This window comes from Rhizobium sp. SRI_017 (genome assembly GCF_057586295.1).
The window spans coordinates 100,539-123,436 of the sequence record NZ_JBYCZP010000008.1 but is presented as its reverse complement, the minus strand read 5'-3'; the positions used below and the strand labels follow the sequence as shown (position 1 = coordinate 123,436).

Sequence of the window (22,898 nt, the reverse complement as noted above, 5' to 3'; positions counted from 1 at the left end):
GAAGGCGTCAGCCTGCGTGCCTGGGTCGGCTCTACCTCGGGAAACCGGCAGTGTCCGGCATGTCCACGATCTCCAGGATCTTTCCGGCCGCATCGCAAATGTTGACTTGTAGGTTGGCGAACAGGATTGGCCGCCCCAGCAGACCGCCTACGATCTCTGCGGCAATGCAATGCGCCTCGTTTACGGCCATGGCGAGATTAGGGAAGTCTGTCCCCCGGTAGTCTTTGAAAAGCGGAGCGCTGTCACGCACATGAAAGAAAAATATTGGCATGGGACTCGCCGTACTGCTTTTGGCGAAACATGATTTGCAACGGAAAGTTCCGGCTTAGTGGATTTAGCACATAGAATTTACCGTAGGATGAGCCGTCAGCAGCTCTTGCGGAGCGCTCGTTGACTGCGGATGCAGCCGACAAATGCCAGCTGGATCGCGCCCTGAAACGAGTCCGAATCGGGAACGAAGAGACTTTGAGAACATGGAACTCAAATCTAACTTTCGCATTTTGGGCGTTCACCTTTGAACTGTACCGGCGACCAGCCCGACTGCGCCGGCATTTAGTGACTCGGGAGACCCTTGATATCATCGCTACGAGCGGGGCCAGTCACCATGCACGAGGAATACCGCGGGAGCGACTGGAAACCGTTCGCGGAGCCCTATTCCAGTTCCGGCCCAACTGCGTGGCCGCTATAGGCGTGGAGTCGCCCACGCGTTTGCCCTGCTCGCACACGACATCTGGATGCAACTCATCGAGCAGCACAGCAACACGGCGAGGCTGCGGTTGATGCTGTTTATCTTGTAGGTGGCGAGTTTCACCGGTCAGCGCTTGCGATCGCCTTTATCACCCTGGCCGGGCTTGACGTCATTCTTGGAATCGTGACGCGTATCGGCCGACAGAGATCGCGGGACATCGACGCTTTGCTTGAACTTGCCGTCTTCATCGCGACGGACATAGCGTTTGTCGGTGCCAGTATCGATCAGTTCTCGCTTGCTCATGGCAGGACTCCCTTGGGGTTGTTCTGCCCAGAAACGCGCGTGCCGTCCAAAAGATGCATGCGAATCAAGCCGCTAATCGGTGACTCGCAATGCGAGCAGCGGTTGTCAGCTAAGTCATTGAAAAATGATTCGTTTTGACTCGGAACGATTCGCCGGCGATTCGCTTGAATCGCCTGAGTTGCGTCAGGAGTTGCGTTATCATGGTTAGCCCGAGAGCGAATTGGAAAGGCTTCATGAAGTTCGGAGAGGTCTCCTGTCCGGTGGCGCTCTATACCGCCGCTTCCTCGTCGGAGCGGATCGCCTTCAACACGCTCAACCGCAAAACGGGAAACCGGGTCAAACGTGAGTTTGTCGATAGCGAGACCGGCAGACCCGTCGAGCGCGAGGATCAGATCAAGGGCTATGAGATCGACAACGGCCAGTACATCGTCCTGGAGCCGGATGAAGTCGCAGCTGCCGTGCCCGAGAGCAACAAGACCTTGAACATCGAGGCCTATATCCCGTGCTGGCAGATCGACACGACTTATTTCGACAAGCCCTACTATCTGGCGCCCGACAAGATGGGGTCGGATGCCTTCGTGCTTCTCCGCGATGGCATGAAAAACGAAAAGGTCGCAGCCATCGCCCGGACGGTTCTGTTCCGGCGCATGCGCACCGTCCTCATCCGTCCGCACGGCAAAGGCCTGATCGCCAACACGCTCAACTTCGACTACGAGGTCCGATCGTCGGAAAAAGCGTTCGAGGACATGCCCGACCTCAAGATCGAGGGCGAGATGCTCGAACTTGCCGAACACATCATCGGCACCAAGAAGGGCAGCTTTGATGCGAGCACGTTTGACGACCGCTACGAGGCAGCCGTTGCCGAACTGGTGAAAGCCAAGATCGAGGGCCGTTCGCTGCCGAAGAGGAAGGCACCGGCGGCCTCGAAACCCAGCGATCTTCTGCAGGCGCTACGCGAAAGCGCCGGCCTGGGTGCAAAAGAGGCCCACCCCAAACCCACCGCTGCAAACGTCAACAAGGGAGCTGCTCGCCAGAAAGCTGCAAAGGTTGTGGCGAAGTCCAAGCCTGCCGCGACGCTCACGCGCCGGGCCGGCTGATCGGAGGAAGTCGTCATGGCAGTCCGTCCTTATTGGAAAGGCTATCTCAAGCTCTCCCTGGTCACCTGCCCGGTACAGATGATGCCGGCGACCTCCGAGAGCGAGAAGGTCCGTTTCCATACCCTCAATCGCGAGACTCAAAACCGTGTCGTCAGCCACTACGTCGATTCCGTCACCGGCAAAGAAGTGAAGGAAGAGGACGAAGTCAAAGGCTACCAGCGCGGTGAGGACGAATACATCATCCTGGAAGACGAGGAGCTCGAGAATGTCGCGCTGGACAGCACCAAGACGATCGATATCTCGACGTTCACACAACGCGACAGCATCGAATGGATCTGGCTCGATACGCCCTACTACCTTTCTCCCAACGATCCGGTCGGCCAGGAGGCTTTCTCGGTTATTCGAGATGCGATGGCATCCCAGGACATGGTCGGCATCTCCCGGCTGGTGATCACCCGTCGCGAGCGGGCCGTCATGCTCGAGCCACGCGGCAAGGGTATCGTTCTCTGGACTTTACGCTATGGTGATGAGGTCCGGGATGAAGAGAGCTATTTCGAGGGCATTGGCGATGAGAGGGCGGATTCCGACATGATTCCCCTCATCCAGCAGTTGATCAAAAAGCAGACCCAGGACTGGACGCCGAAACTGGTCGCCGACCCGGTGCAGGACCGGCTGCTCGACATCATCAACACGAAAAAGAAGGCACTCAAGAAGCCGTCGGGCGGCAAGGCAAAGGCTCCCCCATCCTCGCCGCCACGCAACAACGTCGTCAACATCATGGATGCCTTGCGCAAGTCAGTTGCTGCGGAAAACCGGACCCATAAATGAGCAGACGTGCAAAACCGCTTCTCCAGGACGAACACGCCGCCAAATCACAGCCACGCCGGCGCCGTGATCCCGCCCAGCCTAACCTCCCGTTCGATCCCATGCCTGATCGTATCGAGCCATGCCTGGCTCTCTTGAGGACGACGGCGCCCGCGGGTCCGGACTGGTCCTATGAGGTGAAGTGGGATGGGTATCGGCTGGCGATCCATGTCGAGCCGAAGGGGGTCCGCATCATCACGCGCGGCGGCCATGACTGGACGCACCGGTTTCCGGCAATCGCAGCCGCAGCCCAGAATCTGAGCGTCGGGACAGCCATTCTGGATGGCGAGGCGGTGGTGCTCGACGAGCAGGGGCGGTCGGATTTCGGGGCTCTGCAACGATCACTGGGCGGACGCGGCGGCAAGCGGACATCGACGGAATCCATCCTCTATGCCTTCGACTTACTCTATTTCGACGGCCATGATCTGACGGGGACCGAGCTGTCGGTGCGAAGGCACCTTCTTGAGGATCTGATGGATGGCGCCGAAGGGGCGATCCAACTGTCCGAGGAGGTCAGCGGTGATGGTGCCACGCTCCTGGAAAATGCTTGCGCCATCGGGCTGGAAGGTATCATCGCCAAGCATCGCGACAGCATCTATCGGCCCGGCCGCACCGGCGACTGGTTGAAGATCAAATGTGTGCAGAGCGAGAGCTTCATGGTGGTGGGCTATGAGCAATCGGCGTCGGCACGCAGCGGGATCGGCAGCTTGCTCCTTGCCGGCCGAAACGGGGATGATTGGGTCTATGTCGGTTCGGTCGGAACCGGGTTCAACACCAAAGATGCCGAGTACCTGCGCATGACGCTCGATAAGCTCAAGACAAAACAGCCAGTCGTGCCGCTTAAAGGCAAAAACCTTGTGTTCGCCCAGCCGACACTGATCGCAGAGATCGACTTCCGGGGCTGGACCCACGACGGCAGTTTGCGCCATGCATCCTACAAAGGCCTCCGCGAGGTTCAGGATAATGCCGCGGTTTTCGACATGAGCGAACGGCTGGCCAGCTGAAATAAACAGGTTGACCAGCTTAATCGCCTTGAAAGGATTGGAAACACCGGCGTGTCCCGATCGCGTGGGGCCAACTGCAATTTTGGAACGCAGGTCTCAAATGCTGCGCGTGTCAGGCAGCCATATTGCGGCCAGTCCTGTTTTATGGTCTTGGCGAAGGCGACTTTGCCCGGTCGCGCGCGCCAAGTGTTTTGAGGGAAGGGTCGTCGCCCAAAACTCAGCTACCTGCCACGCACTCTAACTGGCGCGGATCTCGTCTCGCATCTGTTATGTTTCACCATGGTCATAGTTCGCAGGTGAGAAGCTTGTTAACTTCAGTATCCTCTTTCAGTCCGACCAACCTCGTTCGCCTTTCAACGACGTTTTCGGACGGCCTTATGACGCATGCGGCATCGAAGAGCCACCAACCGCTATAGGTTTCCTTGGTCAGTTTTGGGCAGGCCAAGTGCAACCCGGAGGCCTTTTATATATGTTCGCCCAACACGCAGTTCGGTGCCGTCTATTAGCCGCAGCGTGAATGTGCCATATCGGCCTTGCAACATTTGCGCCACTGTATCATGTCGTACCAGCGTGCTCCGATGGATCCGCAGAAAGCCCAGCGGCGCAAGGCGACTTTCCATGACAGAAATGCTCTCGGAGATCAGATGCGACTGGCCGCCGGCAAACAGGCGGACGTAGTCTCGCTCAGCTTGGATGTAATCAATGCTTTCCATGGCGACCCGCTGGTGGACCCCGCGACTTTTTATCCAGAACGAGCGTGAGTGGCTTTCGCTTTGACTTTGGCGCAGCGAGTGCCGCAGCGCATCGACCGTCGCCAGGAGATCGGCGATCTGCTCTTCACGGCCCTGCACGGAAACCGCCGCCCGCGCCCGACGGATCGCCGTAGCCAGACGTGTGAACTCCACAGGCTTTGTGACGTAGTCCACGGCCTCCATCTCGAAGGCGCGCAGAGCATGATGATCGAAGGCCGTCACGAATACGACCAACGTCGATTCTGAACCAAGTCGATCGATAACCGCGAAACCGTCACCGCCTGGTATCTGTATATCAAGGAGCAACATGTCGGGCCGAAGCGTCCGCACTGCAGCGACGGCAGAATCTACATCACCCGCCTCGCCGACGACGACCACATCCTCCATCGCTCGCAGCAAGCGCAAAAGGCGTCGCCGCGCGATCTGTTCATCGTCCACGACAAGAATGGAGAGGGGTTGCTGTGTCATCATAAAACAAGTGGCATTCGTATTTCGACGCGACTACTTCCTGTGTGTGTCGCTACCGAGACACATTCTGCGACCTTGCCGTAACGCGCGGTCAGTCGGCTGGCAACATTGGAAAGCCCTATCCCCATTCCATCGAGCGGCGGGGGTTCGCCAGGCGGTACGGAGTTTTCGACCCACAACCGCAGCGATCGATCAGCGCCCCGACATGCCCCTATAATGAGAATTGCAGATCCCGGTGTCCGGGCTACACCGTGCTTGACAGCGTTCTCGACCAGAGGCTGGAGGATCAATCCCGGAACTTTTGCGATATGGACCGACGGATCGACATCCAGCCGCACATCCATCCTGTCGCAGAAGCGCGCTTCCTCAATACCGAGATATTCGAGCTGAAGCGCAATCTCCTCATCCAACCGCACATCCGTCATCGGATCAAGCGCAAGTGTCCTCCGCAGAAAGTTCGCAAGCCTCAGCACCATGTCGCGGGCAGGTTCGGTTGAGCCTTCTTCCATCAAACCAGCAACGGAATTGAGCGTGTTGAACAGAAAATGCGGGTTTATCTGGTATTGCAGAGCGCGCATCTGGGCAGATAGAGCCTCCTCGCGTACCGCTGCCAAGCGCCTTTCCGACTCGCGCATCTGGGAATTGTATTGCAGTGCGAGGTAGAGGCATGACCATCCGAAGAGCTCGGATGTGGTAAAGACGACGACCTGCGCAAAATACTGGGGATTAAACGGTACCTGCTTCGGCCAAACGAAAAAGATCTGGATAGCCCAGTCCAGCATTCCAGAAGCGGGTGCTGCCGCCAACGATAGCAAACAGGCCACCAGTGCCTTGTTTCCGAGGCTCCACGCCCTGATGCGCCACAGAGCAAGCGTTATCAATATCGCAAGGATCGTGTCACCGCCGATGCCGATCATTTTCCCGAACGCCGATTCGATCGGATCGATCCCGGCGATGCCCCAAATCACGCTCGACACCACGAAAAGCATGGCGACGAAGGCCAGTCCCAGTATCACAACCTCTCGTCCGAAAGCGGTTGACCGGGACACTGCGGCGTTCGGGAAACCGGATAGGCCGATCACTGAGTCGTTCGTAGTCATGTCAGGATAATCTCTGTCGCTGGGGTCGGTGTCGAGCCACGCTCGTCAGCCGATCGCAGTCGTTCATCGAAAATCTCTGCCGCCCGACGGCCAGATTTTGTCGTTCGACGCCACCGCCTTGCCCCGTTCGTATCGTGCCGCGAAAGGTTTCGCGATGACGGCGGGTGCGGCCATACGCCCGCAGCCGTCCGAACAGGTTGACGTAACGAGGAAGGATGCAATTGTGACCACCTATTTTGGAACGCCGGGGAATGACAGTATCACCGGCAGTAGCAGCCCCGATATCCTATATGGTTATCCCGAAGACACGTTCCCGGAAAACGAGTTCGGCAACGATACCCTGCGGGGCGGCGGAGGCAACGATGACATTTATGGCGGCGGCGGCAATGATACGCTGCTGGGCGACGACGGTGGCGACGACCTCTACGGCGGTGACGGCGACGACATTCTCCACGGTGGCCGGGGTAATGATCACTTCGACGGCGGAGCCGGCAACGACATTTTTGTCGTGCTGGACGATCTTCAGGATACATTCCGCGGTGGCCTGGGAACCGACTCTATTCGGCTCGAGGACTTTGTGTCCTATCAGCGGTTGATTCTGAACACCGAGGCCAGCGTGGAAACACTAGATATGAGTGCTTTCGCGCTCTCGGGAACGCAGTATGGCGACGAGTTCGATTTTTCTGGTGTTGCCAGTATCATCCATGGCGCGACCGCCATTGATCTTGGAACCGGTGACGACGAGTTCATCGGTCATGACGGGGCGGATTTCGTCAATGCCGGTAACGGCGATGACCAACTCGACGGCGGCGGGGGCAATGATATGTTCTCGGGCGGCGATGGCGCTGACACTTTCGATGGAGGCGCTGGCGACGACATCTTCCTCATCGCAGGCAACGACACCGATGTATTTCTTGGTGGCGAGGGCGTCGACACCGTTCGTCTTGACGACGCCGCGACACGCTATCGGCTAATCCTTGATTCCGCCGCGGGGGTGGAACTGTTAGACCGCGCCGGCAACGCACTGAATGGCACATCAGCCGCTGACATTTTCGACCTGTCCGGGCTCACACAGTTCCGAAATTCCGGCCCGGAAATCAACCTCGCGAGCGCCGATGATCTCTACGTCGGATACATTGGTAGCGACAAAGTCGCCGGTGGCGGTGGCAACGACACTCTGCGCACTGGCGGCGGTAACGATACGCTCGACGGAGGTGTCGGCGCGGATCAGTTGGAAGGCGGCGACGACAATGACAAATTGATCGGCGGTCTTGGCAGCGACGACATCTACGGGGGCGCTGGCAAGGACATTTTCGTTTTGGAAACGATCAAGGATTCGAGGGTCTCGATGGCTGGACGCGATACCATTTTCGATTTTTCGAACGCCGACCGGATTGATCTAAGAGAAATCGACGCAAAAGTAGGCAGGCTTAACAACGACACGTTCACGTTCATTGGAACAGACACGTTCTCAAAGACCGCCGGCGAACTGCGCTTCGAGAACAAGGCATTGGACACCTACATATATGGTGACGTGACTGGCGATGGGAAGGCGGACTTTGCCATCCACCTTGATGATCTTGCATCCCTCACCAAGGGTGACTTCCTACTGTAAGAACAGGGAACTGCTATCCAAAACCAGCGTGGGGTGGGCGGCTTGTCGATCATTCCACGGGAGAAGCTGTCTTCTCCCTTGGTTACAACCGCAGAAGCGGGTCTTTTGCCGCTCGACCAGGAACTGCAGCGATTGGACCGGAGCGAAATACACGATCGAGAACAGATAGGAAGCGTTGCGACGGCCGCGATGGTCGGGTCAGCGCCTGGCACACGCCGCCCCACATCTGGCGGGGCACCGTGCGTCCCCCGGAGCCTATGATGAAGAGTGCAATCCCCCACTTCGCCGAAGGATGTGACGAACGCGAGGAGCATCCCGGCGGATGAGACACCGGTGCGAAGGTCGGCAGTATCTCGATAGACTATCGACTGATGGCCGTCGCTTGCGACCATACGACCATCCAGCGGCCGTCGCGATGCTCGTACGCATCAGTGTGCCAATACTCTCCTGATGGCACAGGATGTCCGCCAAAGACTACTTCGAGTCGGGCTCGGTAGCGGATCACTGCTGCAGAGCGATGAAGACGGACCGCGATGTCGCCTGGCTCCCATGCCATGTATTTGATCTGCCCGGCGGCGATAGCACCGAGATATTCCTCACGCGACAGCGCCACTCCGATCGGTGTGATCAATTGGAAATCATCTGCGTGAAGTGGATGCGCCGTGGCTACGTCAGCTGCGACGAGTGCCCGCAGCCGGCTACGCTCGATCTCACGGATATTGTCTTCTTCGGTTTGTCCTTCGCTTATCATTTCTGGTCTCCAATGGTTGATGGATGTTGATCAGAGGTCAATGTCAAATGGCCTTTCGCGGGGCGACCAATCCCCTGTCGATCAAGCTTTGACCGCAGTCCCGGATGGTTTCTTCTTCGGAGCGTGGACGCCATTGCAGCATGCTCTTGGCCTTTGAGGTGTCGACGCTAAGGTCGCGTCCGAGCTCATGCACGATCGTTCGAGCATCGGCATCGACAAACGCGAGAATCCGGACGAACCAATCTGGAAGCTCGGCGGTGGGTAGCTGCGATTCGTATAGCGGAAAGGACTTTGCCAGTGCGAGCGACAGGTCCTTCATCGAGAGCACTCGGCCTCCTACGATGAATCTCTGTCCAGCGGCGGCGGGTTCGATCATTGCCTGAACATGGGCCAGAGCGACATCGCGCACGTCGACGACCGAGCAGCCGTAACGTGGGAGTCTTGTGAACTTGCCGTTCATCAGCTTCCAGATCAGCCCAACGGAGGAACCGATATCATTTGCCATCAATGGGCCAAGGATGAGGCCGGGGTTGATCACCGCCAAAGGCAGGCCTTGTTCTTCCGCGAACGCCCATGCGGCGCGTTCGGCCAGGGTCTTTGACTTGTAATAGGGCGTGGCCCGTTTGCTCCGGACGTCCGTCCAGTCCTTCTCGCTGAACGGCGCATGTCCGCTACCATGGTTGGTGGCTGCGATGGACGAGGTAAGGACGACCCGCTGAACCTTGCCTTCGTGGGACGCCCGCAACACGCGAAGCGCTCCTTCTCTTGCGGTCCGGATCAATCCTGCCTCATCTCGCACCGCGCCGCTTGGGAAGGGAGACGCCGTGTGTATGACGTAGTCGCAGCCCGAAACCGCTTCGGCCCATCCCTTGTCATGATCCAAATCGGTTTCAACCAAGCTTACGTCTTCTTCGAACGGCTGGAAGCGCGACATCAGTCCCGGGGCTGAGCTCATCCGCCGTAGCGTTCCCCGTACACAATAGCCCTGTTGCAACAGCTGCAGCGCCACGTGTCCGCCGAGGAAGCCGCTGACCCCGGTGACGAGGACCGTGGTGTTTTGGGTTGATTGCTTTTCACTCATAAGGTGCTCCAGTCGGATTAGACAAATAGACCATATTTGTCTAATCGTCTCTTTGACATCTAAGACAGATAACGTCAATATGTCCAAATGGAAAAAGCAGAACCTAAGTCAGCATCAATTCTGGACGCCGCGCTGCCGGTGTTTGCCCGGTACGGTTTTCACAAGACCACAATGGTGGATATTGCGCGTGCGGCGGGGATTTCGCGGGCGTCGCTCTATCTCGTCTTCAATAGCAAGGAAGAGCTCTTCCGTGCCGGATCGGCGCGAGCCCATGAACGGACGATGTCTGATGTCGAGAGCGTGCTTTTGAGCAAAGGAGAAGTGGTGGACCGAATTGCGGCAGCCATCTCGACGTTCCAAGAAGGGCTGATAGCTCCGTTCAGCAAGAGCGAGAACGCTAAGGAACTCTTCGAAATCAACATGCAGCTGGCTGCAGACATAACAAGCGCTGCCAGATCAAGACTGCTTCATCTCCTGTCGCAAACTCTAGCAGATGCCGAAGCTCAGGGCGAGATCGAGCTCAAGACATTGAAGTCTTCACCCATGGAAGTTGCCGCCTTCATCGCTGCGGCCATGGATGGCATCAAACACAGCTTCAGTGCCGATGGATCGGCGGAAAGCGCGCTCGGACTTTTGATGCGAATTCTCCGGTCCGCGCTCAAGCCCGACCGATGATCGTAGTCGAGGGCGACATCGACGATTTCCAGTCTACCGTTGATCTGCTCCCCTGATTGTCCGCGTTGATAAGTTTGCACTGTCAGTTTTGCTCCGACGTCATAGCCGGCGGTCGAAATGGGTGCGAAGCGAGACATGTGTCTGGACCGTGGCAATCCCCGGCGTCGTTGCTATCTGACGTCTGACGATGTCGAGTTCGGAATTTGAAGTACATTCGACGAGCAAGATCAGGTCGGTCGGGCCTGCAACTGACCAACAAGTAACGACACTCGGGATCCCTGTCAGATGCGGCACGATATGGTCGCAATTTCGGCCCTGCTGGAAGGTGACCGAAATGAGCGCCTCCACGTCATGTCGGTCCACGTCGGAGCCCAGTCGCACCGTGTAGCCGACGATGACTTGCCGCGCCTCCAATCGGCGAACGCGTTCATGCACTGCACTTCTCGACAGGCCGGTGTCCCGCGCAAGTTCGACAAGGCTGCGGCGCGCATCCGCGCGAAGAGCCGCCAGCAATTGCTTGTCTTTGGTGTCCAACTCATTCATCCGGAAATTTCTCCAAGCCGCCGGACGATCGTCCGGTATGCCGTCATCATGCTGGTCGATGCCGGACGAGAAGAGAACTATTCATCGGTCATCACGTCAAGGAGAGATCAATGCCTGTCATACCAGAAGATGCCGTCCTGATCCCGATCGACATGCAGCGTGCGTTTGACGCTGCCCCCTGGCCGCGACGCTGGAACGACAAGCTCGATGAAAACGGGCTTGCCCTTCTCGCCGCATGGCGCGCCTCCGGGCGGCAAGTCATCCACGTCCGCCATGACAGCGTTGAACCGAACTCAACATTGGGCCCGGCAACTCCCGGGAATGCGCACCGCCCGGGTTTTGAACCCCAAGTCGGCGAGCCGCTGGTAACGAAGAGCGTCAATGCCGCCTTCATCGCCACCGACCTCGATCTCCGTCTGCGACGCCTTGGAGCGAGTACCGTCGTCCTGTTTGGCATCTCGACCGACATGTGCGTCTCCACCAGTGTCCGTGTCGGCGCGAACACCGGCTATAAGGTGATCCTGGTAGAGGATGCCTGCGACTGCTTCGATCTTCCCGACGGTGACGGAGGCACAATAGCCGCCCGCGACATCCATCGCGCGCACGTCGCCACGCTTCGCCACGAATTTGCTACCGTGCTACGCACAGCTGAGCTCGTGTCAGCGCTATAGGCATCCGTCGACAAGAGATCAGATGCCACATCGAAAACACGCCGCAGCATTAATCGTACGACTATGGCGCGGGCGCACCGCTCGAGAGACAGCTGACGTATACCAAACGTACCTGATAGCCACGGGCGTCAGGTCCCTGCAATCGACTGCCCTTGACGTGGAGCTGTTTAGGGAGGATCGCGAGACGGACACCGAGTTCATGGATCTGATAATGGGAGAGCGTTGAGGCGATGCAGCGGTTCGCTGGGGCGCAAGCAACGCGGATACACCACCTCCCGGGGGACCAGGACTAGCACTATTTGCTGGAGCTGCCCAAGGCCGTCCAAGTGTTAAACATATTGCCGATAATTGTGGAGGGTGAGCAGAGTGGATCGCTTCAGTTCAGAGGTCCGACAAAGCACGGCTGTGTCTAACGGTTGCTCCGTACCCTCTTGCAGGACATAGAGGCCCTTGCCGGCGTTGCCCGCAAGCAGCCGTTACCGGTTCGAAGGCACGTTCTTGACAAACTGTAGCGATAGCAGCCCTCCGAGCGATATAGTCACGAATCATCGCGAGAGGTCGTGAGAAGCCATCAATATGGCGAACGCAAGCAATCCTACGGCGACACTGATCGGCACCGCCGCGGGCGCAAGAACGTCCATGACAACACCTGTTCCGGTCGAGCCCATTACGCTGCCTGCTGAATACGCCAATGAAAAGCTCGCGGTGCCTGCAACCAGCATTCCGCCTTGAAAACGCTCACCCAAAATCGTCAGCGCGCACGTGCTGAGTGCAAACGTCGCTGCTCCGATGATAGCGAAGACAATCAGAATGGCTGTTTCAGACTGAAGGAAAGGTATCGCGAAGAACGACGCGGCGCCGACAAGACCGCAACCACAAGCGACCACTTTGCGAGAAGCTCTGTCTAACAACCATCCCACTAAAGGTTGTGCGATCGCGGTCGGTAGTGACAAAACGGTAATAGCGTAGGCGGCGAACGCCTCGGAGTGGCCGACGCGAACGAAATAGACAGCCATGCCAGAAATAGCCGCGATATCGGCGAAACCGAAAGCCAATTCCATGACAACGAGCACCGGGGCGGACCGGATGAAAAATAGAAGTGCCCCGGACGGTGCGCGCTGCGGCAAGGTGTGCGTTTTGCCCATGAGGCTCATACTTGTAAGCCCGATCAGAGCGACATAGAGGGCGACGCAAGCGAAGGCTGAACCGTTCTCCGTCCCTACGAGCGGGATGGCAAGAGGTCCAATGGCGAAACCCGCGCACATTCCTGCTCCGTAGAAGCCAGAGAGACGCCCGCGGATTTGATCAGGGCTAGCCGCGTTCAGCCACGCTCCCCCTAGGATGGAAATCAGGCTGGCGGAAAACCCGATCACGTACCGAGCGACGAACCAGAGCGGAAGATTGTCGGTGAGTGCAAAGACAGCGAGACCCGCGGAGCAGCCGAACAGAGCCGCAGTCATCAAGCGGTCCGCACGGAGCCAGCTGGTGAGCCGGTCGATTGCGAACACCGACGTCGCCGCGCCCACTGCATAGACGGCGGAATTCAGTCCAATCAGGCTGCCGGAAACTTCCTTGTTTTGCAGTACGATTGCAATGAGTGGAAACGTGAGTCCTTGAGCGATGGCGAAGGCTGTCACGCTCATGATCACAACGGCAATTGCCGGCCAATCGGGTACGTCGGTTCTCACCTCAACCATGTTCTTCTTATCTCCTCGCACCCCTAGGCTCTTTAACGACGTGGGGTTTGTCTGTCTGTCGACAAAGGGCTAACATACGTCGAGAAATCGTCAGGGTGGCGAGGGCATATGCGTGAAGGAGCGCGACTTGAACTCTGTGGAAAGGCCCAGATACCTCGGTGAGATAGTAAGCGAGAAAGCCGGCAAGGCTTTCGATTGGCATACGCATGACTTCGGTCAACTTATTTCGGCGGCGCGCGGGTCGATGTTTGTCGGGACGCGGACTCGTGTTCTGCTCCTGAGCCCCGCAATGGCGATTTGGATACCACCGAACGCTGAACACTGGATGCGGTATGGCTCGAGCAACGTGATGCTTTACGTCGATGTGAATCGGCAGGAAGCCGACGAGCTTGGTCGGAATATCCGCATAGTCGGGATGACAGCGCTTCTCAACGCACTCATGCTGGCGACCTTGCCTGAGACCTCAGCTGGGAGGGCGGATCAACACCTCGACGCCCTACATGATCTGCTGCGTCATGAGGTTCTCACTGCCCACGACATGCCGCTATCGATTTCCATGCCAAAGGACAGGCGCATAATTGATCTCGCTCACGCCGCAATGGATGATCCAGGTTCGATCGCCTCTGTGGATGAATGGCTAAAAGGCGCGGCGGCCAGCAGAAAGACTATTGAGCGAATTTTCCGCTTCGAAACCGGCATGCCGCCGTTACGATGGCTGAGACAGGCGCGGCTTCTCCACGCGATATCTCAACTCGCCTCTGGAAAGAAGATCAGTTCGGTAGCATTTGATCTAGGTTATGGCTCATCGAGCGCTTTTGCCTACATGTTCCGCGCTACATTCGGCACAAGCCCAAGCGAGTTCTTGCACAAGCATGATATTCATCCGCGCTACCATCCTTATCGCCGATGATGGCGTACCGGCACTTTGTGCAACGGACGTCCATTACGAGCGACGATCCTCAGACAGTAATTATAGAGACGCGGGTTGCGTGCTTTCTTAGTCCGTAAGCATCAGGAAGAGTCGGATCATGCTGCAATCGAAGCGTGGGATATCGATGGTGCTTCGGGCCTATGCACTGTAGCCACAACGAAGCAATTATGCTGCAAGCTTGTTGACCATCTGAATTCCGGTCGAGCATCATTGCTGTAATCCACGACAAAACAATTTCTCAACGTTCTGTCCCCCTCTCTGCCCACCGACATCATGGAAGCAAGGCCTTTGAAGATGAAGCACATCCATACAACTCTGGGACCGAAGCGACTGGACGAGCTCGGGATAATCCTCCCGCACGAGCATGTGTTCGTCGACCTAAGAACACCCGACCAGCCCGGCTATGCCCAGGCAGAGATCGACGCAGTCGTGGCGCTCATGGTCCCACAGATCGACGCCATCAAAAAGCAGGGCGTGAAGCTTCTCGTTGAGTGCACCACCGGTGGCGTCGGCCGGCGGGCGGACATCGATCTCGCTGTGTCGAAAGCAGCCGACTTTCCGATCGTCGTTCCCACCGGGAATTATCGCGAACCTTGGATACCCGCCTGGGTCGCGGAGGCCAAGGAAAGCGATCTCGAGCATTGGATGGTAAGCGAACTCACCGATGGCATCGAGGACACGGGTGTCATCGCGGGATGGATCAAGCTCAGCGCCGGCGACGATGGTATCACGCCGCTCGAAGCCCGTATCCTGCGGGCGGCAGCAAGGGCGTCGGTTCGGACCAATGCCGTGATCGGCTCACATACGATCCGCGGAAGGGTTGTGATGGAGCAGTTGGACATACTGCAGTCGGAGAGCTGCCCGGCGGAACGCTTCATTTCCATTCATACCCAGGAGGAGGAGGACTTCGGGCTTCACCGCGCGTTGGTAGACCGCGGTGCGTGGATCGAATACGACCATGTCGGGAGAGCGCCAGACGAGGAATTGGTCGCCATGGTGACACGCGCGATCGAGGCTGGATTGGGCGAGCATCTGCTCCTCAGTCACGATCTCGGCTGGTACGATCCAGCACAGCCCGGCGGCGGAACGCCAAGACCATACACGCATCTCGTCGAGCACTTATTACCGTCGCTCAAAGCCGCGGGGGTCAATGAGGCGATTATCCGGCGGATCACCGAAATCAATCCCTTCGAGGCATTCGCACGCTGAAGCGGGCGCGCGATGCTCGCCGGCGAACTCCGGCTTTGATCACCCCGTCCTAACCACGCCTCCGGCGCAACTGATCGAAGAACACGATCAGAATGATAAGTGCGCCAGTGATGATCCTCTGCCAGAAGGAATTCAGGTTCAGGAGATTGGCCCCGTTATTGATCGTGGCGAGGATGAATGCACCGAGAAGCGGGCCGTGCACGGTCCCCACGGCGCCGAAAAGGCTGGTTCCGCCGATCACCGAGGAAGCAATGGCCTGCAGCTCCCATCCCTCCGCCTGGGTTGCGTTGCCGATGCCAATTCGCGACGCCAAGAGCACGCCGACGAAGGCTGCAAAAGTCGACGAGAGGATATAGGCGAGATAGATCATGCGATCGACATTGACGCCGGAGAGACGGGCCGCCTCGCGATTGGACCCGACCGCGAAGAGATAGCGCCCCCACCGGCTGTGATGCAGCAGGATATAGGCCGGGATTGCCACAGCGATCACCATCCAGAATAGGCTCGGCACCCCGGCGAAATCGGCAAGCGAGAACGAGGTGAAATCGTCATTGGTGATGTTGATCGTCGAACCATTGGTGATCAGCAGTCCAATGCCTCGAAGGGCCGTGAGTGTCGCCAGCGTGATGATGAAGGGCGGCATACCCATCCGCACGATCCCGAAGGCGTGGAAGGCGCCGATCGCCATGCCGAGCAGCAGCGTCAGCAGGATCGCCAGCCACAGCGGAACGCCCGCTTGCAGCAGCCAGGCGATGACAACGCTCGAAAAGCCCACGACGGCGCCGACCGACAGGTCAATGCCGCCGGTGATGATGACGAAGGTCTGCCCGACCGCGAGGATGGCGGTCATCGATCCCTGGCGCAACAAGTTGCTGATATTGTTCGATGTCCAGAAGCTGTTGGTCGAAAATGCCAACAGCAGCCACAGTACCAAGAGAAGACCGAGCAGCGTCAGTCCAAACAGGATGCTTAGTCCACGGCCCCGCTTCTTCGGCGGTTCGATTGCCTCAACGCTCATTCCATTCGCTCCATATTCGTCGTCAGGCGCCGATGGCTTCGCCAAGCACGGTTTCGTGACTGACCTCGTGATAATTGTGGCTTGCGACCAGCGTACCGCTTCGGAAGACATGCAGCCGGTCGGCCAGTTCGTAGACTTCGGGCAGGTAGGAAGAGATCAGGATGATGCCCGCCCCCTTCTTCAACAATTCGGCAAACAGCCTGTAGATTTCTGCCTTTGTTCCGACATCGACACCCACCGTAGGCTCATCGAAGATGAATAGCTCCGCACCGTGACTGAGCCATTTTCCGATGACGATCTTCTGCTGGTTGCCCCCCGACATCGCCATGGCAAGCACGCCCGGCGACGGTGTCTTGATCGACAGATCCTTGATCTGCTTGCCGGCATTGGCCGCCTCGCGCGTTCTATCGATCGTCAGCGCCCGGCTCAGCCGCTTATAGACAGGCAAATTGATGTTCAACCCAATGGGCAGATTGAGGCAAAGCCCCTGGTCGCGCCGGCTTTCGGGTGCGAGGGCTATGCCGAGATCCATGGCAGTTCGCTCACGGCGGATTTGGACTGGCGAACCATGCCATAATATTTCCCCTGAGCTCGCGGGATTGCGTCCGTAAAGTCCGAGGGCGAATTCGCTGCGACCGGCGCCAATCAGGCCATAGAGCCCGACAATCTCGCCAGCACGCACCGAGAGCGAGACGTCACGGAAACCCTGACCGGACAAATCCCTTGCCTCCAGGATCACCTTCCCGAACGGGACGGCTTCCTTGTGGTAGATCTGCTCGATCGTGCGGTTGATCATCAGCGCGATCAGTTCCGCCTCATTTGTATCGGCAATGTCACGCGTGCCGACATGTGTGCCGTCGCGGAGCACCGATACGCGGTCAGCCAGCTCGAACACCTCCTCCATGCGATGCGAGATATAGACGATCGTGACGCCTTCAGCTTTTAACTTGCGGATCAGTTTGAAGAGCTGGGCGGATTCCTGACGCGTGAGATAGGCGGTCGGCTCATCGAAAATGAGAAGCTTCGTGCCGCGCATGGCCGCACGCGCGGTGGCGACCAGTTGCTGCTGGCCGATGGTGAGTTCGCTCAGAAGCACATGCGCCGGAATCTGGAAACCGAGTTGATCCAACACCGCCTGGGCCTTCTCGCGCATCAGGGTCTTCTGCAGCATGCCGAAACGGAGGGCTTCCTCGCCGAGGAAGAGGTTGGCGGCGACGCTGAGATGTGGACAAAGAACCACTTCCTGGTGGACGGCATTGATACCCAGCGTGATCGCTTCCTGCGGCGAGCCGAGCGCGACGACCTTTCCGCGCCAACGGATCTCCCCGCCGCTGCGGATGATGACGCCGGTCAAAAGCTTGATGAGGGTCGACTTCCCCGCACCGTTCTCTCCGACGATAGCGTGGACTTCACCGGCCCTGAACGACATTGTCGCAGGCTTCAGCGCTTCGACCGCCAGATAATTCTTCCGAAGCGCGACCAGCTCCAGGATTGTGCTGCCCTGCACTATCGGGGCAAAGCCATCATCCGCGGCCGCCGCCGACGTCTCGACGATGTCCGATATAACCATCGACCCCTCCCCTCGCATAGGTCCAGGCGGCGACGGCACGTCAATGCCCCGCCGCCCGCAGTTTATCAGATCTTCGGATTCAGAAGCGCATCAATCTTCGGATCGGACATGTTGTCCTTGGTCACGAGGTTGGCGCCGGTGTCGACGAAGGTTTCGACTTTCTCGCCCTTCGACGCCGCCAGCGCCGTCTTGATGCCGTCATAACCCATGCGATAGGGATCCTGGACGACCAAGCCTGCGAGCACACCATCCTTGAGGAAGCCGACGGTCTTTTCGTCGCTATCAAAGCCAATCACCTTGATTTTATCCCCCATCTTGTTTTCGGCGATAGACTGGCCGACGCCCTGCGCCATGATCAGATTTGATGCGAAGACGCCAACGAGATCCGGATTGGCGGTGATCAGGTCGGTCATCATGTTAAGCCCGGTTGTCGCCTGTCCGTCGGCAAATTTGTCGGCCACGATCTCGAGACCCGGATATTTCGCCTTGATGACTTCGACGAAGCCCTCGTGGCGCTGGTCGAGCGAACCGACGCCCGGCAGGCTGGTGATGATGGCGATCTTGCCTTCCGCCTTGCCGTTCATTTTTTTTATGGCTTCGGCGAGCCCTTCGGCGGCAATGCGGCCGCCCTGTACGTTGTCGGTCGTCAGAAACGAAGTGAATGCCTTGGAGTCGGCGCCCGAGTCGATGCCGATAATCGGCACGGATTTCGCTGCCGCGTCGATCGGCTTGCCAAGCGCCTTGAATTCGGTCGGCGCGATCACGACCGCAGCTGGTGTCCCGGCAACCGCGTTTTCGAGGATGGAGATCTGTCCGGCGATGTCGGACTCCGACTGGGCGCCAAGTTCCGGCACGTTAACGCCAAGATCCTTGCCGGCAGCGCGGGCGCCGGCCAGAACGATCTGCCAATAGAACGAGGTCGTGTCCTTGACGATGATCGGTATCGTCACATCCGCCGCAAAGGACGGCGACGCGAGGGCAATTGCCGCCGCCGCGGTAGCACCCATGAACATGCGGCGCGTGAGTTCAGTCGTCGATTTCCTCATGATGTCTTTCCTCCCAGAGTTTTCATGACGCAACACAAAGCGAGCATTGATCGCAATGCTGTTTATCGATAAACAACAAACTGGAGGAGTTGTCAAATGCCCGGTATGTCCCTTGGAGGTATGGGAGAACATGGAAGATACTATGCTTCCATGAACGCCCGTGATGCGCAATCGGCTTCCTCGTGGAGGCCTCTGCGTCGTGAGGACTTCAACCTCCGGCCACATGGCCAGAACAAGAATAGACCATACGCCCGTTGACGGGTCAGTTGCTCTCTTTGGATGATCCGACAGTGGCAAAAGCAAACAATCTGTTCAAAAATGCTTACAATCGTTATCTTTATACATTGCGGATAGGCATGGAGCTTCCTTCGGAGCCTGAAATTGCTTTGCATCTTGGTATCGGCAGAAGCACCGCCCACGCGGTCCTGGATCAACTTCAGAGATCAGGGATCATTGCGTGGAACAGGCAGCAAAAAACCGTTCTGCGCGACCCTCAGCAGGAAGACTACTTCCCGCAAAGCGAGACAAACTCGCTGCATGATTTGATCGAGCAGAACTTCATGCAAATGATCCTATCGAGGGATGCCGCGCCCGGTATGCACATCAACGAGCTCGAACTGGCTCGCGAAATCGGCGTCGCCACGACTTCCGTTCGGGAATATCTGATTAGCTTCAGCCGGTTCGGACTGATCGAAAAGCGGCCAAACGGCCATTGGACCCTGAAGGGTTTCACGCGCCAATTTGCGCTCGAACTTGCTGATGTGAGGGAAATGTTCGAGCTCCACTCAGCCCTTGAATTCGCCAAGCTGCCGAAGGAACACATGCTTTGGTCACAACTCGAGGCAATTGAGCGCGACCACGATCTGCTGCTGGAGGATTTCGAGGAGCGTTTTCAGGACTTTTCACCGCTCGACGAGCGTTTCCATCTGTTGATTCATCGTGCGTCCAACAATCGATTCATAGCCGACTTCTATGACGTGATCTCGATGGTCTTCCACTATCACTATCAGTGGAATCGAATTACGCAGAAATCTCGCAACCGGCGCGCAATTGAAGAGCATCTCGCCTATATTCACGCTCTCAAAACTGGCAATCGAGAGACTCTAGAAGCCGCCTGTCGCGCCCATTTGGCATCAGCACGAAACACTTTGCTGGAATCGGCTAGAAGTTGACCGTTGCCGCCAACGCTTCTGAAAGCACGCCGCCGTCTCCACACGTTCCATGCAGTAGACGTTCGGCCGGTGATGTCACGTTGACTGAAGCCGGGAGAAGGACTTGGCGTTGAACTCAGGCAGCCGCGCCGGTTACGGCCTTCGACTGCGCCACTGCGCGGATTCGATGAATGTAGGTGGCGAGGGCGGTGTGCTTCTGGTGGCACAGGACAATTTGATTTCCGATTACCAAAGAGACCGCGATGAATCGTTGCAATCCGACGGCGGATCGGAAGCCTTGCATCATCCGTTCTCGCTTTCGCAGCGGCAGGAGACAATGAAGCCGCGCTCTAGAAAGATTTCCTCGACCAGCCGCAGGCTCAGGGGAAACCGGAAATGCAGCCACACGGCATGGGCAATGATCTGCGGTAGAAAGCGATGCTTCTTGTAGCTGACGATCAACGGGTTCATGGCGCCGGCTTAGCCATCAACCGTTAGGTCGCCAATAATGTTACATCACCACCGGTGCAGAACATGGTCCAGCATTACCAAGTCGGCACGCCGCCCGCTGGAGAGCTAGACATTCAAGCCGCAACTCGCTTTATCGTGTCATGTATTCCAGGAATGCGCGATGGCCGAGCGCGCGTGGGGATGCCAGGCGATATTCCCTGACCAGGCTGTCGGCCGTCTCGCGAGTAAATCTCCAATGCGCCGGCTCGCGTTCCATCTCGGCGCGCGACAGCGGGATCGAGTAGACCAAGCCCATCCAGCACAGGATAAAGGAGCTGGGTCTCGACATGCGGCATGCCGTGAAGAAAGTTGCCGGATTGCTCGCGCCGCGACATCGCGGTTTTCCAGTGGGCCAATCCCTCCGTGACATGGGCGGAGGCGGCACAGAGAACTCTGCCCGCCTTGTGTCGCCCCTAGACGCACCTTCGCGTCTGCTATGGTGAAGGGATTCGGGTGTCGTCAGGCGGACAAAAGCCTCTCACGCAGGAACCCGCGGTAGCCCCGGCGGCAGAGGCGCGCGGGAGGCATCCTGATTCTAAACATTGCTTTCCGAAAATATCTGAGACGACGCAACCAATGCGGCTCCGACGGAGTTGCTTTTCGCAATACACCCGGAGGAATTTCCATGGGCATTTTCGACAAAATCAAAGACGCGATCTGGGGCACCGATGATCTGACGCCGACACCGGGCGGCGATCCGGTACGCGACTCCTATCTCGGGACCGATCAGGCAACGACGGGTGTGGTTGCCGATGCGTCGACACCCGCGAATGATCCGGCGATACGAGACATCGCTGTGAGCGGTGTCCAGACGATATCGAAGCACGAGATCCAGGCGGTCCAGAACCCTACCGCCCGGGAAACGGAGATCGACGTCGCCTCGCAGCTCGACCAGGCGGCAAACGCGCGCGGCCAGGATCTTAACTGGCGCACATCGATCGTGGACCTGATGAAGGTCGTTGGAATGGATGCCAGCCTTCAGGAGCGCAGGGATCTCGCTAGAGAGCTGAACTATTCCGGAGACACCAGCGACACCGCCGCAATGAACATGTTCCTGCACCGCGCGCTTATGAAGAAGCTGGCCGAGAACGGCGGCCGTGTGCCTGCCGAGCTGCTCGACTGAGCGAACCAATGACCGCCGCCAGCTTCTTGGCGCCGGTGCGAGGGAGGAGCACAACATTGGAACAGCATGACGAATACCCCGGGGTAAGGTTTCGGATCGACAGCAACTCCCTCTTCGTAGAGTTCGATCAGTCCGTCCCCGTCGCCGAGCGCGAAGGCATCACGAAAGACTTAGCTGCAAAACTCTTCGATGACAGTGAAGTCACGGTGACCATCATGCCGGACAAGCCGTCCGTGTGAAGCGACCAGCGCTCTCATCGCAATCGCTCGCCGCTGTTTGGCTGTCAGCGCTTTGACTCCGATCAGCCATCATGGAGAGTCCGAAGCTGAGGACAGTCGTGAACAGGCGCCCAGATGGAGGTTCGTCGCTTCTTTGGAAGACCGGCGAGGCAATGTTTTGTGGGGACCAAGCGTATTTCGATCAGCAAGACGCTGCCTTGAGGGCAGCGAAGGCAAACTTGGACAGGATTTTGCGCTTTGCGGCAAACCCAAATAACGCTCCACAGATAGTGCCGCCCCGGATGGCCCCGTTTGAGGCGGGAAACGAGGCTTACGCCCTATGCTCCGACGACCGAGGCCGAGCTATCCTGAGGAACCGACGCGACGACCTGTGCCGACACAATACAGCCTTTAAGGGTTTGGAATGCACATGCGGAGGCGCAGCGCATGCTGCGAAACTCTTCCAGGAACTCGATCGTTGCATAGGCTGCATTGATAGACGGGGGAATAATGAAGCGCGCGTTCTCGCAGCATGACTATCTGATTGTCCGGAGGGTTTTCATTGAGATCTCGCATTTCGAGTGGTTCGAACCGGCCGATCAGAACTCGCTAGCAACTTATCTTTTGCATGAGTACGGAAACGGGCATGATGAGGAATCGCTAAAGGCGCGTTCCGTGCTGTTCGCCCGGGAATGGTTTCGGATGCGTGACCAGGGCGGGTGGATCTCCGATTGAACCATTCGACCTCTGGTGGGTTGAGTGCGTTCAACGGAGACATATCGATGCCAAACCCTAATCCAGCCATCATACCGG

General features: G+C 57.9%; 24 protein-coding genes and 2 pseudogenes. 12 read left to right on the top strand and 14 right to left on the bottom strand.

Annotation, left to right across the window (positions count from 1 at the left end; all coding sequences use genetic code 11):
* Positions 1 to 31 precede the first annotated feature (31 nt).
* Both AC2YI2_RS18570 and AC2YI2_RS18565 read right to left on the bottom strand, forming a co-directional pair.
* Positions 32 to 271 (bottom strand): DUF6894 family protein, encoded by a 240-nt coding sequence (locus AC2YI2_RS18570; protein WP_487387971.1) that lies wholly within the window; start codon positions 269 to 271, stop codon positions 32 to 34.
* Between the two features lie 543 nt (positions 272 to 814).
* Positions 815 to 991, bottom strand: a complete 177-nt coding sequence (locus AC2YI2_RS18565) for a hypothetical protein (protein WP_487387970.1) — start codon at positions 989 to 991, stop codon at positions 815 to 817.
* Between the two features lie 200 nt (positions 992 to 1,191).
* Between AC2YI2_RS18565 and ku (AC2YI2_RS18560) the strand changes: the two genes are divergently transcribed.
* From ku (AC2YI2_RS18560) to ligD, 3 genes are read left to right on the top strand one after another with little or no spacing between them, the layout of a single operon-like run.
* Positions 1,192 to 2,088, top strand: a complete 897-nt coding sequence (gene ku, locus AC2YI2_RS18560) for a non-homologous end joining protein Ku (RefSeq protein WP_487387969.1) — start codon at positions 1,192 to 1,194, stop codon at positions 2,086 to 2,088.
* Positions 2,089 to 2,103: 15 nt separating this feature from the next.
* Positions 2,104 to 2,916 carry a non-homologous end joining protein Ku gene (gene ku / locus AC2YI2_RS18555; RefSeq protein WP_487387968.1) on the top strand — a complete coding sequence of 271 codons (813 nt, stop codon included), beginning with the start codon at positions 2,104 to 2,106 and terminating at the stop codon, positions 2,914 to 2,916.
* Positions 2,913 to 3,956 (top strand): non-homologous end-joining DNA ligase, encoded by a 1,044-nt coding sequence (gene ligD / locus AC2YI2_RS18550; protein ID WP_487387967.1) that lies wholly within the window; start codon positions 2,913 to 2,915, stop codon positions 3,954 to 3,956. Before ku (AC2YI2_RS18555) ends, ligD begins: the two co-directional genes overlap by 4 nt.
* Positions 3,957 to 4,366: 410 nt before the next feature.
* Here the strand turns inward: ligD and AC2YI2_RS18545 are convergent, their stop codons facing one another.
* Positions 4,367 to 5,179: a LytR/AlgR family response regulator transcription factor gene (locus AC2YI2_RS18545; RefSeq protein ID WP_487387966.1), complete on the bottom strand. Its 813-nt coding sequence runs from the start codon at positions 5,177 to 5,179 to the stop codon at positions 4,367 to 4,369.
* Positions 5,176 to 6,276, bottom strand: a complete 1,101-nt coding sequence (locus AC2YI2_RS18540) for a sensor histidine kinase (RefSeq protein ID WP_487387965.1) — start codon at positions 6,274 to 6,276, stop codon at positions 5,176 to 5,178. Before AC2YI2_RS18540 ends, AC2YI2_RS18545 begins: the two co-directional genes overlap by 4 nt.
* Positions 6,277 to 6,304: 28 nt before the next feature.
* Here AC2YI2_RS18540 and AC2YI2_RS18535 point away from each other — a divergent pair, with 28 nt between their 5' ends.
* On the top strand, positions 6,305 to 7,891 hold the full coding sequence (locus tag AC2YI2_RS18535; RefSeq protein WP_487387964.1) for a calcium-binding protein: 1,587 nt from the start codon (positions 6,305 to 6,307) through the stop codon (positions 7,889 to 7,891).
* A gap of 361 nt (positions 7,892 to 8,252) precedes the next feature.
* On the opposite strand, the gene AC2YI2_RS18530 is transcribed toward AC2YI2_RS18535, so the two are convergent.
* Positions 8,253 to 8,642, bottom strand: a complete 390-nt coding sequence (locus AC2YI2_RS18530) for a nuclear transport factor 2 family protein (RefSeq protein WP_487387963.1) — start codon at positions 8,640 to 8,642, stop codon at positions 8,253 to 8,255.
* Between the two features lie 43 nt (positions 8,643 to 8,685).
* On the bottom strand, positions 8,686 to 9,723 hold the full coding sequence (locus AC2YI2_RS18525; RefSeq protein ID WP_487387962.1) for an SDR family oxidoreductase: 1,038 nt from the start codon (positions 9,721 to 9,723) through the stop codon (positions 8,686 to 8,688).
* Between the two features lie 87 nt (positions 9,724 to 9,810).
* Here AC2YI2_RS18525 and AC2YI2_RS18520 point away from each other — a divergent pair, with 87 nt between their 5' ends.
* Positions 9,811 to 10,398 (top strand): TetR/AcrR family transcriptional regulator, encoded by a 588-nt coding sequence (locus AC2YI2_RS18520; protein WP_487387961.1) that lies wholly within the window; start codon positions 9,811 to 9,813, stop codon positions 10,396 to 10,398.
* Between the two features lie 99 nt (positions 10,399 to 10,497).
* Here the strand turns inward: AC2YI2_RS18520 and AC2YI2_RS18515 are convergent, their stop codons facing one another.
* Positions 10,498 to 10,941: an Lrp/AsnC family transcriptional regulator gene (locus AC2YI2_RS18515; protein ID WP_487387960.1), complete on the bottom strand. Its 444-nt coding sequence runs from the start codon at positions 10,939 to 10,941 to the stop codon at positions 10,498 to 10,500.
* Positions 10,942 to 11,051: 110 nt separating this feature from the next.
* On the opposite strand from AC2YI2_RS18515, the gene AC2YI2_RS18510 reads away from it, so the two are divergent.
* The gene (locus tag AC2YI2_RS18510; protein ID WP_487387959.1) at positions 11,052 to 11,612 is read left to right on the top strand and encodes a cysteine hydrolase family protein; all 561 of its coding nucleotides are present in this window, start codon (positions 11,052 to 11,054) and stop codon (positions 11,610 to 11,612) included.
* A gap of 545 nt (positions 11,613 to 12,157) precedes the next feature.
* On the opposite strand, the gene AC2YI2_RS18505 is transcribed toward AC2YI2_RS18510, so the two are convergent.
* Positions 12,158 to 13,309, bottom strand: a complete 1,152-nt coding sequence (locus AC2YI2_RS18505) for an MFS transporter (RefSeq protein WP_487387958.1) — start codon at positions 13,307 to 13,309, stop codon at positions 12,158 to 12,160.
* A gap of 136 nt (positions 13,310 to 13,445) precedes the next feature.
* Here AC2YI2_RS18505 and AC2YI2_RS18500 point away from each other — a divergent pair, with 136 nt between their 5' ends.
* A complete protein-coding gene (locus tag AC2YI2_RS18500; protein ID WP_487388163.1) occupies positions 13,446 to 14,219 on the top strand; it encodes an AraC family transcriptional regulator in 774 nt (257 codons plus the stop codon).
* Between the two features lie 315 nt (positions 14,220 to 14,534).
* Entirely contained in the window at positions 14,535 to 15,449 is a 915-nt protein-coding gene (locus tag AC2YI2_RS18495; protein ID WP_487387957.1) for a phosphotriesterase family protein, read from the top strand.
* A 49-nt stretch (positions 15,450 to 15,498) separates the two neighbouring features.
* Here AC2YI2_RS18495 and AC2YI2_RS18490 read toward each other — a convergent pair whose 3' ends face one another.
* The 3 genes from AC2YI2_RS18490 to AC2YI2_RS18480 form a co-directional block, all read right to left on the bottom strand.
* On the bottom strand, positions 15,499 to 16,467 hold the full coding sequence (locus AC2YI2_RS18490; protein WP_487387956.1) for an ABC transporter permease: 969 nt from the start codon (positions 16,465 to 16,467) through the stop codon (positions 15,499 to 15,501).
* Between the two features lie 22 nt (positions 16,468 to 16,489).
* The gene (locus AC2YI2_RS18485; protein WP_487387955.1) at positions 16,490 to 18,037 is read right to left on the bottom strand and encodes a sugar ABC transporter ATP-binding protein; all 1,548 of its coding nucleotides are present in this window, start codon (positions 18,035 to 18,037) and stop codon (positions 16,490 to 16,492) included.
* Between the two features lie 65 nt (positions 18,038 to 18,102).
* On the bottom strand, positions 18,103 to 19,083 hold the full coding sequence (locus AC2YI2_RS18480; RefSeq protein WP_487387954.1) for a substrate-binding domain-containing protein: 981 nt from the start codon (positions 19,081 to 19,083) through the stop codon (positions 18,103 to 18,105).
* 290 nt (positions 19,084 to 19,373) lie between these two features.
* Here AC2YI2_RS18480 and AC2YI2_RS18475 point away from each other — a divergent pair, with 290 nt between their 5' ends.
* Positions 19,374 to 20,255, top strand: coding sequence for a GntR family transcriptional regulator (locus AC2YI2_RS18475; protein ID WP_487387953.1), 882 nt, complete (start codon positions 19,374 to 19,376; stop codon positions 20,253 to 20,255).
* Positions 20,256 to 20,370: 115 nt separating this feature from the next.
* Here AC2YI2_RS18475 and AC2YI2_RS18470 read toward each other — a convergent pair.
* The 3 genes and pseudogenes from AC2YI2_RS18470 to AC2YI2_RS18460 all read right to left on the bottom strand — a co-directional run.
* Positions 20,371 to 20,565: pseudogene (locus AC2YI2_RS18470) on the bottom strand (IS6 family transposase); the annotation flags it as partial.
* Positions 20,565 to 20,705: pseudogene (locus tag AC2YI2_RS18465) on the bottom strand (IS6 family transposase); the annotation flags it as partial. The pseudogenes AC2YI2_RS18470 and AC2YI2_RS18465, both read right to left, overlap by 1 nt.
* A gap of 130 nt (positions 20,706 to 20,835) precedes the next feature.
* A complete protein-coding gene (locus AC2YI2_RS18460) occupies positions 20,836 to 21,033 on the bottom strand; it encodes a hypothetical protein (protein WP_487387952.1) in 198 nt (65 codons plus the stop codon).
* A 336-nt stretch (positions 21,034 to 21,369) separates the two neighbouring features.
* On the opposite strand from AC2YI2_RS18460, the gene AC2YI2_RS18455 reads away from it, so the two are divergent.
* The 3 genes from AC2YI2_RS18455 to AC2YI2_RS18445 all read left to right on the top strand — a co-directional run bounded on the left by AC2YI2_RS18455 (position 21,370) and on the right by AC2YI2_RS18445 (position 22,820).
* Positions 21,370 to 21,867 (top strand): DUF3597 domain-containing protein, encoded by a 498-nt coding sequence (locus AC2YI2_RS18455; protein ID WP_487387951.1) that lies wholly within the window; start codon positions 21,370 to 21,372, stop codon positions 21,865 to 21,867.
* A 56-nt stretch (positions 21,868 to 21,923) separates the two neighbouring features.
* A complete protein-coding gene (locus tag AC2YI2_RS18450; RefSeq protein WP_487387950.1) occupies positions 21,924 to 22,106 on the top strand; it encodes a hypothetical protein in 183 nt (60 codons plus the stop codon).
* A gap of 489 nt (positions 22,107 to 22,595) precedes the next feature.
* Positions 22,596 to 22,820: a hypothetical protein gene (locus AC2YI2_RS18445; protein WP_487387949.1), complete on the top strand. Its 225-nt coding sequence runs from the start codon at positions 22,596 to 22,598 to the stop codon at positions 22,818 to 22,820.
* The last annotated feature ends 78 nt before the right edge of the window (positions 22,821 to 22,898 follow it).